Origin of the sequence: Sodalis sp. RH16 (assembly GCF_047324245.1) — a bacterium.
Taxonomy (GTDB): Bacteria; Pseudomonadota; Gammaproteobacteria; order Enterobacterales; family Enterobacteriaceae; genus Acerihabitans; species Acerihabitans ligni.
This window is the reverse complement of sequence record NZ_CP178737.1, coordinates 2,952,824-2,965,289: the sequence shown is the minus strand read 5'-3', so window position 1 is coordinate 2,965,289 and position 12,466 is coordinate 2,952,824. Positions and strand designations below refer to the sequence as shown.

The following is a 12,466-nucleotide window of genomic DNA, read 5'->3' as shown; positions in this document are numbered from 1 at the left end:
AGAAAGGCGGCCTGGGTTACCTGGCGCAGGTACATGAAAAATTTCCGGCGGCAATCCTGGCTGAGGAGTGGCAAACCGCCAATCAGCTCACCATCACGGTTAAGGTCAACACCCTGCCGGAGGTGGTGGAGTTCCTTTATTACAACCTGGGGGGCTGGCTGCCGGTGCTGTTCGGCAACGACGAGCGGACCCTGTGCGGCGACTATGCCGTCTATTACGTGCTGTCCATGGAACAGGGGGAAAAGTGCTGGATCACGGTGAAAGCGCTGGTAAGCGCACTTACCCTGGAGTTTCCGTCCGTCACGCCGCGGGTACCGGCGGCGGTATGGGGCGAGCGTGAAATCCGCGATATGTACGGCCTGATCCCGGTGGGACTGCCGGACGAGCGCCGTCTGGTGCTGCCGGACGATTGGCCGGACGATCTCTACCCGCTGCGAAAAGACAGCATGGACTATCGCCAGCGGCCGGCGCCCACCAGCGACGGCGAAACCTACCCCTTTGAAAACGCCGCCCCCGGCGAGACCCGGGTAGTGCCCATCGGCCCGCTGCATATCACCTCCGACGAACCGGGCCACTTCCGGCTGTTCGTGGACGGCGAACAGATAGTCGACGCCGACTACCGGTTGTTCTATGTCCACCGCGGCATGGAAAAGCTGGCGGAAACCCGAATGGGTTACAACGAGGTGACCTTCCTCTCCGACCGGGTCTGCGGTATCTGCGGGTTCGCCCACAGCGTGGCCTATACCAGCTCGGTGGAAAATGCCCTGGGCATCGTGGTTCCGCCGCGCGCCCATGCCATCCGCAGCATCCTGCTGGAGGTGGAACGCCTGCACAGCCATTTGCTGAATATCGGCCTCTCCAGCCACTTCGTCGGCTTCGATACCGGTTTTATGCAGTTTTTCCGCGTGCGGGAAAAATCCATGACCATGGCGGAACTGCTCACCGGCGCCCGTAAAACCTACGGCATGAACCTCATCGGCGGCGTGCGGCGGGATATCCTTAAGGATCAGCGCCTGAAAACCCAGCTGCTGGTGGCGGAAATGCGCAAAGAGTTCGTTCAGCTGGTGGATATGCTGCTCAGCACGCCGAACATGGCGCAGCGCACCCAGGGTATCGGCATATTGGACCGGAAGACCGCCAGGGATTACAGCCCGGTGGGACCGATGATCCGCGCCAGCGGCTTTAACCGCGACCTGCGTTTCGATCACCCCTACGCCAACTACGCCAATCTGCCGAAAACCCTGTTTACCCAGGATAACGGCGATGTCTATTCCAGGCTGATGGTGCGGGTGAAAGAGGTACTGGACTCCATGGCCATGATTGAATACGGACTGGATAACCTGCCCGGCGGACCGCTGCTCACCGAAGGCTTTACCTATCAGCCGCATAAATTCGCGCTGGGATTCGTTGAAGCGCCCCGGGGAGAGGACGTGCACTGGAGCATGCTGGGGGATAACCAGAAGCTGTTCCGCTGGCGCTGCCGCGCCGCCACCTACGCCAACTGGCCGGTGCTGCGCTATATGCTGCGCGGCAACACCGTTTCCGACGCGCCGCTGATTATCGGCAGCCTCGATCCCTGCTACTCCTGTACCGACCGCGTGACGCTGGTGGATGTGAACAAACGCCGGGCGAAAACCGTGCCCTACCAGGAATTGGAACGCTATGGCATTGAGCGTACCCATTCGCCGCTTAAGTAGAGGGCTGGACAATGTTTAAACTGTTTAAAACCATCCTGAAAGCCGGTGAGGCCACGGTCAAATATCCGTTCAAGCCGCTGGAGGTCTGCCCCGGCTTTCGCGGTAAACCGAAGTACGACCCCGCACAGTGCATTGCCTGCGCCGCCTGTACCAGCGTTTGTCCGGCCAACGCACTGACCATGGAAACCGATATCGCCAGCGGCGAGCGGCGCTGGCAGCTGTTCCTCGGGCGCTGCATTTTCTGCGGCCGCTGCGAAGAGGTCTGCCCCACCCGCGCCATCGCGCTGTCGGAAGAGTTCGAAATGGCGGTCACGCAAAAAGCGGATTTGTACGTGACCGCCACCTTCGCCCTGCAAGAGTGCCGGGTTTGCCATCAGCCGTTTATCGCGAAAAAATCCGTCGAGTACGCGATGGCGTTGCTGGCCCATTCGGGTCTGGACGACGGGGCGGTAGAGGCGCTGCGCCCGCAGTTCGAAACCTGTCCGGACTGCAAACGCCATCAAAACCTCCATGCCAACCGTAACCTTCGGTTGCGGCATAATACGGGGAGAGAGAACCAATGAGCCTGGACATTCCGTTGAATCATCATGTCAGCGTTCCCGTGACTCCCGATGAACACACGCTGGCGCTGAAAAAGACCCTGCTGAAGGATATCAAGCGTTCGGCCTACGTCTACCGCGTTGACTGCGGCGGCTGCAACGGCTGTGAAATCGAAATTTTCGCCGCCATTACGCCGCTGTTCGACGCCGAGCGTTTCGGCATCAAGGTGGTGGCGTCGCCGCGCCACGCCGATATCCTGCTGTTTACCGGCGCGGTCACCCGCGCCATGCGCACCCCGGCCCTGCGCGCCTATGATGCGGCGCCGGATCCGAAAATCTGCATTTCTTACGGCGCCTGCGGCTGCGGCGGCGGTATTTTCCACGATCTCTACTGCGTATGGAGCGGCAGCGAAAGCATCGTGCCCATTGATGTCTGGATTCCCGGCTGCCCGCCCACGCCGGCGGCCACCATTTATGGCTTCGCCGTGGCCCTCGGCCTGCTGGAGCAAAAGCTCAAAGGCGAGACGCACATCGAACAGCCGGGGGAGAAAGCCTTGCTGCTGCTGCCGGACGTGCCGTTGCATGCCCGGGTGATTGTCGAGCGCGAAGCCCGGCAACTGGCGGGCTACCGGGAAGGCCGAAAAATCAGCGACCGCCTGCTGGGCCTGCTGGCGGGCGCCACCGTCCCGGTCCTGGCGCAGCGCGTCGAGGAGTGGCTGCGCCGCGAAGACGACCCCCGGCTGCGGGAGATCGTCCAGCGGCTGCTGCACACCTTACAGGGTGAATTGCATCATGGCTGATGTCTATATCTGGTCATTGCGCCAGAAGTTCCTCGACAGCGACGACGATATGCCGGCCCAGGCGCAGCAGGTCATGTATTACTCCCTGGCCATCGGCCACCACGTAGGGGTGATCGACTGCCTCAACAAAGAGCTTATCTGCCCCCTCGAGCAGTATCGGGAATGGGTGGAACTGCTGCCCGAGGGGGAGGCGCGGCGCAAAATGCACGGTCTGCTGACCTTCGGCGAAATCATCATCGACAGCAGCCATACCGACCTGCTGGCCAATGCGCTGGCCCCGTTGCAATCCCATGCGCCGGCGCCCTTTAGCGAATGGAGCGCCCGGCTCATAGCCCTGCTGGGGGAAATCTCCCGCGAGCCGGCCATCTATCTTATCGTCAGGAGGGTATAAAACCGTGCGTAAGCCTATGAGTATGCCAAAAATGCCAGGTCGGGACAGGCTGCTATGCGTACGCATATGAGTCTGTTTGCCGAGAGCCTGAACATCGGGAGAGCATGCCAAGCGGGGTCGAATCGGCGCAAGCCGACCTGGCTCCCCACGGCAGGCTAGGCCCGATGCTCACTGGATCGGTCGGCCTGAGGTCATTGTGTCTTCTTATCATAGGAAGCTGGAAATGAATGCCAATACTAGCGATCTCAGCGTTGTGCTGACCGTCGGCAACAGCATGATGGGGGACGACGGCGCCGGTCCGCTGCTGGCGGAGCTGATGACCCTCAAGCCGGTCGCCGGCTGGACGGTGGTGGACGGCGGCGCCACGCCGGAAAATGTCGTCCACCGCGTAAGGGCCCTGCGGCCGCGGCGGGTGGTTGTGGTGGACGCCGCCGACATGACGCTCATACCCGGAGACATCCGGCTTATCGATCCGGCGGATATCGCCGGGATGTTTATCATGAGCACCCATAACCTGCCCCTCAGCTTTGTTATCGAACAGTTGAAAGAGGATATTGCCGAGGTCTGGTTTGTCGGCATTCAGCCGGACGTGGTGGCGTTTTATTTTCCCATGACCGAACCGGTCACCCGGGCGGTGAACGCGCTTTACCAGCGGCTGGAGCAGTGGCGGGGAGACGGCGGGCTCCCCTGGCTGGTCCCTGACAATGCCGCCGATGGCAATGAGTGAACGGCCGGATGCCGTCCGTGTCAATTTCAATAGCGACGGGTCCAACAGCCAAACCAGCGGCAGCAGGGATAATACAGCGGTGACAGGCCGCTGTGTCGAAGCAGGGCCGGCATCGTCAATTTTGTCGATATGACGATAAAGGGCATGATTTTCAAGATATATTTGTTAAGCTCTGTTAAAAAACAATTAAATATCAATGGGTTAAAATAATTCCGTTTCACTTGCAAACTGGCATAAACCCTGCTTTATATAAGGCTATTAATCGCCCGAGGCGGGCCGGGGCATTTCCACCATCGGCACCGCGAGGAGAAATACATGAACCGGTTTGTTATAGCCGATCCCCAAAAATGCATTGGCTGCTTTACCTGTGAAGTCGCTTGCGTGGTCGCGCATAACGGCAATCGCCCCGGCGCGCTGAATCCCGAGAACTTTTTGCCCCGGCTGAAAGTCATCAAGGAGTGGAACATCAGTACGCCGGTGCTGTGCCGGCAATGTGAAGACGCGCCCTGCGCCAATGCCTGTCCGAACGGCGCGATTATTCACGCCAAAGACCATATCCAGGTCTTGCAGGAAAAATGCATCGGCTGCAAGACCTGCGCCGTGGCATGTCCCTATGGCGCCATGGATATCGTTACCCGGCACGTTTACGACGAACGCAATCCGTTGGCGGGGCACAGTATCAAGGCTGAAGCGCAGAAATGCGATTTATGCGAAGGCCGCCCCGAAGGCCAGGCTTGCGTCAGCGCCTGCCCCACCGACGCATTGGTCCTGATGACCAATGAAGCGGTGGAAAACATGAAACTGAAAAAACGGCAGCGGGCCGCGTTGGAAGGCTTCGGCGCCATCCTGTCCTGACCGCTTATTAATTCAACACGGGATTTATGAGTAAAAAATCCTCCACAAGGGGTATGGCATAATGCATAAAGCACTTACCGTATGTCCGTACTGCGGCTCCGGCTGCAAAATCAATTTGTTGGTTGAAAACGGGAACGTCGTCGGCGCCGAGGCGGCCAATGGCGTCACCAATCAGGGCCAGCTTTGCCTGAAGGGATATTACGGCTGGGATTTTCTCAATGATACCCGCCTGCTGACGCCACGGCTGCGCAGCCCGATGATCCGCCGGGAAAAAGGCGGTAATCTGGAGGAGGTATCCTGGGACGAGGCCATCGAATTCGCCAGCTCGCGGCTGCGCCATATCAAAGAAAAATATGGCCCCAAGGCCATTATGCAAACCGGTTCGTCCCGCGGCACCGGTAATGAAACCAATTATGTCATGCAGAAGTTCGCCCGTGCCGTCATGGGCAACAACAATGTCGACTGCTGCGCCCGTGTCTGCCACGGCCCGTCGGTGTCCGGTTTACAGGTGACGCTTGGCAACGGCGCCATGAGCAATTCGATTTGTGAAATCGAAGATACCAAATGCCTGCTGGTGTTCGGTTACAATGCCGCCGATTCGCATCCCATCGTGGCGCGGCGCATCCTCAAGGCCAAACAGAAAGGCGCGAAAATCATTGTCTGCGACCCGCGGCGCATTGAAACCGCCCGCCTGGCCGACCTGTGGCTGCCGCTGAAAAATGGTTCCAATATGGCGCTGGTGAATGCCTTTGCCAACGTGCTGATTAATGAAAATCTGTACGATGCGGATTACGTGGCGCGCAATACCGAAGGCTTTGACGAATACAAATCCATCGTCGCCAAGTACACCCCCGAATATGTAGAAGAGATCACCGGCCTGCCGGCGCAGCAGATCCGCGAAGCCATCCGCATGTATGCCGCCGCGCCCACCGCCACCATTCTGTGGGGCATGGGCGTCACCCAGTGGGGCCAGGCGGTGGATGTGGTTAAGGGACTGTCCGGACTGGCGCTGATGACCGGCAACCTGGGTAAACCCAATGTGGGCGTCGGCCCGGTACGCGGCCAGAATAACGTGCAGGGCGCCTGCGATATGGGCGCGCTGCCGAATATGTTCCCCGGCTATCAGCCGGTGACCGACCCGGCGGCCCGGGAAAAATTCGCCCGCGCCTGGGGTGTTGAATCCCTGCCCGCCGAGCCCGGGTTTACCCTGACCGATGTGCCGCACAAAATCCTTAGCGGCGAAATCAAAGCCAACTATGTCATGGGTGAAGATCCGTTGCAGACCGAACCGGATTTGTCGGTGATGCGCCAGGCGTTCAGCGAGCTGGAACTGCTGATTGTGCAGGACATCTTTATGACCAAAACCGCGTCGGTGGCGGATGTGATATTGCCGTCCACCTCCTGGGGAGAGCACGAAGGGGTCTATACCGCCGCCGACCGCGGCTTCCAACACTTCGAAAAAGCGGTGGAACCGAAGTTCAACGTCAAGACCGACTGGCAGATCATCAGCCTGATGGCCACCGCCCTGGGTTATCCGATGTTTTACAATAATACCAAGGAGATCTGGGACGAACTGCGGGGGCTGTGCCCGTTATACGTCGGCGCCACCTATGAGAAACTGGCCGGATTCGGTTATGTTCCCTGGCCCTGTACGGAAGAAAGCAGTCCGGGCACGCCGTGGCTGTATGAAGGCAATAAATTCGACCGTCCCGGCGGTAAGGGCCTGCTGTTCGCCGCCGAATGGCGGCCGCCGCTGGATCAGGTGGATGATGCGTTCCCGCTGGTGCTCTGCACCGTTCGGGAGGTGGGCCATTACTCTTGCCGTTCTATGACCGGTAACTGTACGGCGTTGGCCACCCTGGCGGATGAGCCGGGTTATGTGCAGGTTAATCCTAAGGACGCCGAGAAGCTGGGCATTCGCGATCAGCAATTGGTGTGGGTCTCTTCCCGCCGCGGTAAGGTCATTACCCGTGCGGCGGTGAGCGAGCGCATTAACCTTGGGGCGGTCTATATGACCTACCAATGGTGGATTGGCGCCTGTAATGAGCTGACCATTGATCATCTGGATCCTATTTCCAAGACGCCGGAGTATAAGTATTGCGCGGTGAAATTGGAAATGATTGACGATCAGCGCTGGGCGGAAAACTATGTGCAAACCGAATACAGCCATTTGAAGGCGCGGCTGCGTAATGCGGTGGATGACGCTATCACTCCTGCCATCACTACCGCTTAGAATATCCGTCGGGCCCGTGGCATCGGGCCTACCATGCCAAGGGTCGCTCCGGCGGGCGGGGAAACCACGCCCGCTTCGACCCCTTCGGCATGCTTTCCCTTTAACACCTTCGTGGCACGTTCGGTGATCGCGGGCCTACCATGCCTGCGGAGAGATGCCCAGCCGCTGCATCCTGGACAACAGCGTCGTACGTTTAACCCCCAGCTTCATGGCGGCGCCGCGCGGACCCGCTACGATGCCGTTCGCTTCCCGCAGCGCCTGTATGATGCGCTGGCGCTCAGTCTCGTCGTTTTCCAGCGGGACGGGCGCCGGGCGGTGCATGGCGGGTTCCGGTGCGGGGGGGCGAACGACGGGCGGCGATACGGCGGGCTGCAGTTCATCCAGCCGCAGATTAAGCTGGGTACCCCGGGTCAGTATCACCGCCCGCTCGATGACGTTCTCAAGCTCGCGGACGTTACCGGGCCAGGAGAGCTGGCTGAGCCGGCGCAGGGTTTCGCCGGGGATGCTGTCGATGGTGCGGTTCATGCGGCGGGCAATCTTCTGGGTGAAGAACTTTGCCAGCAGCGGAATATCTTCCGGCCGCTCACGCAGGGGGGGAATGAGAATCGGGAAGACATTCAGCCGGTAGTAGAGATCGCTGCGGTACTGTCGCTCAGCCACCATGTCCTTGAGGTCGCGGTTGGTGGCGGCGATGAGCCGGACATTCACCGGTATTACTTTGCTGCCCCCCAGCCGTTCGATTTCCCGCTCCTGCAGCACCCGCAACAGCTTGGGCTGCAGCTCCAGCGGCAAATCCCCCACCTCGTCGAGAAACAGCGTTCCCCCTTCCGCCAGTTCAAAGCGGCCGTGACGGGTGGTGGTGGCGCCGGTAAACGCTCCCTTTTCATGGCCGAACAGATCGCTTTCCAGCAGGCCGGACGGGACCGCGGCGCAATTCATCTTCACCATGGGTTTGCCGTTGCGCGCGCTGAGCTCGTGGATCGCGCGGGCAATGAGCTCCTTGCCGGTGCCGGTCTCACCGAGGATCAGTACCGTACTGTCGCTGTCCGCCACCATTTGCACCTGCTCAAGCAGCGCCCCCATCGCCGCGCTTTTCCAGATAATCTCGCCGAAGCTGCCGCTGTTGTACATCTGTTCGTTGAGCCAGATATTTTCGTGTTCCAGATTGTCTTTCAGCCGGGTTATTTCGTCGTAGGCGCGGGCGTTATCCACCGCGATGGCGATGCGGGCGGTAATCTGGCTCAGCAACCGCAGGTTGGACTCGCTAAAGATACCCTGCTGGTATTGCGCCAGTTTCAGAATCCCCAGCGGCTTATGGCCGAACAGCATCGGCAACAGGCACAGGGTGTGTACCCCTTCCCGCAGCATTGCGGCCAGGTGCGGATCATCCTCCGCCCATTGCGGCTCATCCTGCAAATTGATAACCAGGGGTTCAGTTTGCGCCAGTGCCCTTTGCGCCAGGGCATTACCGGCCAGGGGGACACGTGTTTGCTCGCGCCGCATGGGCTTGCCGGCTTGATAGTGAGTGACATACCGATTAAGACGAACGTTTTCCCCGGCGTTCTCGCATAGCGCCAGACTGATATAGTCAATGCCGAAAAACCGATGGATCTCCTTCGACACTTCTGACGCCAGCGCGTCCATATCCAGGCAGGAGAGCACGGAATTGGTTACATCCACCAAAATCCGGTGGTGATCCCGCTCATGGCGCAATACCTCGTTTTCCAGACGCAGGGTATCCTGCACAGCGAGATTTTCCAGCGCCACCGCCAGCAGCTGCGCCAGACGGCGTAAAAACGCACGCTCATCCTGGCTGTAATGATATCCGTCGGTCCGGGTAAAATAAACGTCGCCGAACCGGCGGCGGGGAGAGGCTACCGGCAGCACGCAGCGGCTGTGATTTTCCGGCAGATCTTGCTCGAGATCCGGCTCGGGTCCGGCTCGGGGCCCGTCCCGGTCGCAGCTGAAATGGCGGCGCGGCAGGAACAGCACCAGATCGATGAACCGGCAGGGAATCGGCAAAGGCATCAGAGCGGATAATATCGATGCGTCGTCCCGCTGAAAAAAGAGGGTTTGCGAGATCCGGATTATCGCTTCCTGCCATTGGTCGTTTATTTCACTATCATTCGACGTTTTCAGCATCAGCGTTGCTTCGTGGCCATCCTAAACATTTTTTTCAGTTTAAAGGAGTACGGATGGAAAGAATATTCGGCCGGTTCATTAATTTGATCTGATACGGTGTTTTATGGACTATCTCTGCCGACGCGGGGACATTAGCGCCGTAAAAGCAATTCGTTGTATAATTAAATACATAGCGGTTTTCATTCCTCCCAATCGTAAACGGTAAATGTAAATAATTCTTATTACGCAATATATTTGCTGTCAGTCTTCCGGTTTACCACGAAAAGCCATCAGGAACATATCTTTTCCATCTTTATGGTATGAGAAATGCATTTAATTTAAGGACCTTTATTTTCCAAGTCCCTACTTTATTGAGCAATAACCGTTATTACCATGCCATAGATAATTAATAATCGGGAGTCATTATGAACATCGAAAATTCATTTGATCTGCGCCTGCCGGCGGAAATGGCAAAAGTGGCCGAGCAGGCCGGCGTTTATAAGACTATGAAAAAACCGGAAATCACCTTTTTCCTGGCAATGACCGCCGGTATGTTTATCTCCATTGCTTTTGCATTTTATATTACCGTGACCGCCGGACCGGCCCCGGCCAGCGGTCTGGTAAAACTGGTGGGCGGCCTTTGTTTTTCCCTCGGCCTGATTCTGGTGGTGGTATGCGGCGCCGATCTTTTTACCTCCACGGTATTAACGGTAGTGGCCAAGGCCAGCGGCCGCATCACCTGGAAACAGCTGGCATTGAATTGGATTAATGTCTATTTCGGCAATCTGGCGGGGGCGCTGTTTTTCGTCGCCTTGATCTGGTTTGCCGGGCAGGGCATGTCATCCAACGGCGGTTGGGGATTAAACGTATTGCAGACCGCCGATCATAAGATGCACCATACCTTTGTGGAGGCGGTATTCCTTGGTATTCTGGCCAATTTGATGGTTTGCCTGGCGGTATGGCTGAGTTATTCCGGACACACCCTGAGCGATAAAATGTTCGCAATGCTGCTGCCCATTGGAATGTTTGTCGCCAGCGGATTCGAGCACAGTATCGCCAATATGTTTCTCATTCCATTGGCTATTATTATCCGTGATTATTCGTCGCCGGCTTTTTGGCAAGGAATTCACGCCACGCCGGATCAATTTCCTGCCCTGACGGTGGGTCAATTTATTACCGACAATCTTATTCCGGTAACCATCGGCAATATTATCGGCGGCGGCCTGTTAGTGGGGTTGACCTACTGGGTTATTTATTTGCGCCCCGGCGATGAACGGCATTAATGTCGATACTGTCGCCACGACATTTTTGACGAACATAAATTTATAAAGAACAAACTTTGTTTTGAATAAATTAATACCATGGCAAAAAATGGAAATATATTTTAAAGCATGAGGCATTTTTACGGTGATCAATGCTGAATAGCAGATGTCAACGCAGCGGCGATGCTGCGCTGCGGGCGTCGTTTGGAAAAACTCCGCTGGGGGCGGACCATGCGGCAAATAAGGTATGGGACGGCGTTTGGGGAGCCCCCAAACGCCAGGCCGGCTGCCGTGCTTATCTCAGGCGATACGGCAGCCGCTCTTCTCATAATCAAAGGCTTTATAGGTCAGGACAAATTCGCTGTGTCCCAGCCGTTCGGAACAGCTGAGCTCCTGGCCGGCGACAGCGCGGATGCAGTGCAGAATGTCTTGCGCCACATCATCCAAAGAAGCCCCTTCACTGATAATGCGCCCGGCGTTGACATCCATATCGTCGCTGAGGTTGCGGTAAGTTTGCGGGTTATTGCAAATCTTGATAACCGGCGAGATGACCGATCCCACCACCGATCCCCGGCCGGTAGTGAACAGTATCACATGGCAACCGGTGGCGATGAGCTCGATGATTTCCGAGGTATCGTTAATATTGGGGTAGCCAAAACGCGGCTCGCCGTCGGGCACCACATCCATAAGATACAAACCCGGCCGCGGAGGCACTTCCGTCGGCAAGATCACGCCGTTGATGGGACTGTCGCCTGATTTGGTGTAAGCGCCGAGGGATTTCTCCTCCTGCGTGGTCAAGCCGCCCACGGCATTGCCGTTGGAAAAGCTGCCCAGCCCCATGATGGAGTAGTAGCGTTTGGCCTTGCGCATCGCCAGGTCGATTTGTTCGCGGGCCGTTTCGCTGGCCGCCCGCGCCATCATATGATCCTCGCAGCCGATGAGCTCCCCGCTCTCTTCAAACATGCATCTGGCGCCCTGGGTCAGCAGGTAATCGAAGGCCCGGCCCACCGCAGGATTGCCGGTGATGCCGCTGGTGCCGTCGGAACCGCCGCAAATAGTACCGATAATCAAATCACTGAAGTCGATTTCACGCCGGGGAACCCGGGCAATCTCTTCTAGCATATCCGCCACCAGGGCTTTCCCGCGTTTGGTGGTCTCAAGCGTGCCGCCGTTCTCCTGGATCACCAGCAGATGGCAGGGACGCCCGCTGGCTTTTACCTCCCGGGCCAGCCCATCGCGATCGAAGTTTTCGCACCCCAGGGAAACTATCAGGACCGCGCCGACGTTGCTGTGGGTCGCCAGATTCTTTACCAGCCGGTAGCCATAGTCGCTGGGGTAGCAGCCGGAGAAACCGAAAAATTGCACGTCCGGCCGCTGGAAAGATTCGGCGATATTCTTCGCCACATGGCTGGCGCACTCCACCATAAAAATGACTTGTACCGAGTTGCGGATGCCGACACTTCCGTCCGGCCTGATATAGCCTTGCATTATGCCTGCTCCCCCGAGGCCGAATAGCCGGCGTCGTCATGGTGATAGCCTTCGATATAATTACTCTTCAGGTTATGAGAGTGAATATGGCTGCCCCGGCCGATAGTCTGGGTCGCCGACCCGATAATCGCGCCGTATTTGTAAACCTGCGCGCCGCTCTCCATATCCACAATGGCCAACTTATGTCCCAGGGTCACATCATGAAGGGCGGTAAATTCACCGCCCTCATAATTCACCTCATCCCCCTTGGCGATGTCCTCCAGCGCCACCACGCAATTATCTTTCGGATTTAACAACAGTGCTCTTTTGCTCATGGGATACTCCACGGGGCGGGAAGCGTAGCCCGTCCGGAT

The 12,466-nt window shown here is 57.8% G+C and carries 11 protein-coding genes; 8 read left to right on the top strand and 3 right to left on the bottom strand.

From position 1 onward, the window contains the following. Positions 1-11: 11 nt before the first annotated feature. The 7 genes from ACL2XJ_RS13625 (at position 12) to fdhF (ending at position 7,242) form a co-directional block, all read left to right on the top strand. Positions 12-1,697 (top strand): NADH-quinone oxidoreductase subunit C, encoded by a 1,686-nt coding sequence (locus ACL2XJ_RS13625; RefSeq protein ID WP_413726892.1) that lies wholly within the window; start codon positions 12-14, stop codon positions 1,695-1,697. An 11-nt stretch (positions 1,698-1,708) separates the two neighbouring features. Next, positions 1,709-2,260: a hydrogenase 4 subunit H gene (hyfH, locus tag ACL2XJ_RS13620; RefSeq protein WP_413726764.1), complete on the top strand. Its 552-nt coding sequence runs from the start codon at positions 1,709-1,711 to the stop codon at positions 2,258-2,260. Next, positions 2,257-3,036 carry an NADH-quinone oxidoreductase subunit B family protein gene (locus tag ACL2XJ_RS13615; RefSeq protein WP_413726763.1) on the top strand — a complete coding sequence of 260 codons (780 nt, stop codon included), beginning with the start codon at positions 2,257-2,259 and terminating at the stop codon, positions 3,034-3,036. Before hyfH ends, ACL2XJ_RS13615 begins: the two co-directional genes overlap by 4 nt. Continuing rightward, complete coding sequence (locus ACL2XJ_RS13610; RefSeq protein ID WP_413726762.1) at positions 3,029-3,427, top strand: formate hydrogenlyase maturation HycH family protein; 399 nt, start codon at positions 3,029-3,031, stop codon at positions 3,425-3,427. Before ACL2XJ_RS13615 ends, ACL2XJ_RS13610 begins: the two co-directional genes overlap by 8 nt. Positions 3,428-3,650: 223 nt before the next feature. Then, positions 3,651-4,154 (top strand): hydrogenase maturation peptidase HycI, encoded by a 504-nt coding sequence (hycI, locus tag ACL2XJ_RS13605; protein ID WP_413726761.1) that lies wholly within the window; start codon positions 3,651-3,653, stop codon positions 4,152-4,154. A 315-nt stretch (positions 4,155-4,469) separates the two neighbouring features. Continuing rightward, complete coding sequence (locus ACL2XJ_RS13600) at positions 4,470-5,009, top strand: 4Fe-4S dicluster domain-containing protein (RefSeq protein WP_413726760.1); 540 nt, start codon at positions 4,470-4,472, stop codon at positions 5,007-5,009. 61 nt (positions 5,010-5,070) lie between these two features. Further along, a complete protein-coding gene (gene fdhF / locus ACL2XJ_RS13595; RefSeq protein WP_413726759.1) occupies positions 5,071-7,242 on the top strand; it encodes a formate dehydrogenase subunit alpha in 2,172 nt (723 codons plus the stop codon). 135 nt (positions 7,243-7,377) lie between these two features. On the opposite strand, the gene ACL2XJ_RS13590 is transcribed toward fdhF, so the two are convergent. After that, positions 7,378-9,384: a sigma 54-interacting transcriptional regulator gene (locus tag ACL2XJ_RS13590; protein ID WP_413726758.1), complete on the bottom strand. Its 2,007-nt coding sequence runs from the start codon at positions 9,382-9,384 to the stop codon at positions 7,378-7,380. A gap of 404 nt (positions 9,385-9,788) precedes the next feature. On the opposite strand from ACL2XJ_RS13590, the gene focA reads away from it, so the two are divergent. Further along, positions 9,789-10,646 (top strand): formate transporter FocA, encoded by an 858-nt coding sequence (gene focA / locus ACL2XJ_RS13585; protein WP_413726757.1) that lies wholly within the window; start codon positions 9,789-9,791, stop codon positions 10,644-10,646. 279 nt (positions 10,647-10,925) lie between these two features. Here focA and ACL2XJ_RS13580 read toward each other — a convergent pair whose 3' ends face one another. Together ACL2XJ_RS13580 and ACL2XJ_RS13575 are read right to left on the bottom strand one after the other, a co-directional pair. Next, positions 10,926-12,113: a UxaA family hydrolase gene (locus ACL2XJ_RS13580; protein ID WP_413726756.1), complete on the bottom strand. Its 1,188-nt coding sequence runs from the start codon at positions 12,111-12,113 to the stop codon at positions 10,926-10,928. Further along, positions 12,113-12,427 (bottom strand): UxaA family hydrolase, encoded by a 315-nt coding sequence (locus ACL2XJ_RS13575; RefSeq protein WP_132923105.1) that lies wholly within the window; start codon positions 12,425-12,427, stop codon positions 12,113-12,115. The genes ACL2XJ_RS13580 and ACL2XJ_RS13575 overlap by 1 nt, the downstream gene beginning before the upstream one ends. Between the last annotated feature and the right edge of the window lie 39 nt (positions 12,428-12,466).

What these genes read in the sequence shown, in the direction of transcription:
- ACL2XJ_RS13600 (WP_413726760.1), top strand. Translation starts at nt 4,470, where the DNA reads ATGAACCGGTTTGTTATAGCCGATCCCCAAAAATGCATTGGCTGCTTT.
- focA (WP_413726757.1), top strand. Translation starts at nt 9,789, where the DNA reads ATGAACATCGAAAATTCATTTGATCTGCGCCTGCCGGCGGAAATGGCA.
- hyfH (WP_413726764.1), top strand. Translation starts at nt 1,709, where the DNA reads ATGTTTAAACTGTTTAAAACCATCCTGAAAGCCGGTGAGGCCACGGTC.
- fdhF (WP_413726759.1), top strand. Translation starts at nt 5,071, where the DNA reads ATGCATAAAGCACTTACCGTATGTCCGTACTGCGGCTCCGGCTGCAAA.
- ACL2XJ_RS13580 (WP_413726756.1), bottom strand. Translation starts at nt 12,113, where the DNA reads ATGCAAGGCTATATCAGGCCGGACGGAAGTGTCGGCATCCGCAACTCG.
- hycI (WP_413726761.1), top strand. Translation starts at nt 3,651, where the DNA reads ATGAATGCCAATACTAGCGATCTCAGCGTTGTGCTGACCGTCGGCAAC.
- ACL2XJ_RS13590 (WP_413726758.1), bottom strand. Translation starts at nt 9,384, where the DNA reads ATGCTGAAAACGTCGAATGATAGTGAAATAAACGACCAATGGCAGGAA.
- ACL2XJ_RS13615 (WP_413726763.1), top strand. Translation starts at nt 2,257, where the DNA reads ATGAGCCTGGACATTCCGTTGAATCATCATGTCAGCGTTCCCGTGACT.
- ACL2XJ_RS13610 (WP_413726762.1), top strand. Translation starts at nt 3,029, where the DNA reads ATGGCTGATGTCTATATCTGGTCATTGCGCCAGAAGTTCCTCGACAGC.
- ACL2XJ_RS13575 (WP_132923105.1), bottom strand. Translation starts at nt 12,427, where the DNA reads ATGAGCAAAAGAGCACTGTTGTTAAATCCGAAAGATAATTGCGTGGTG.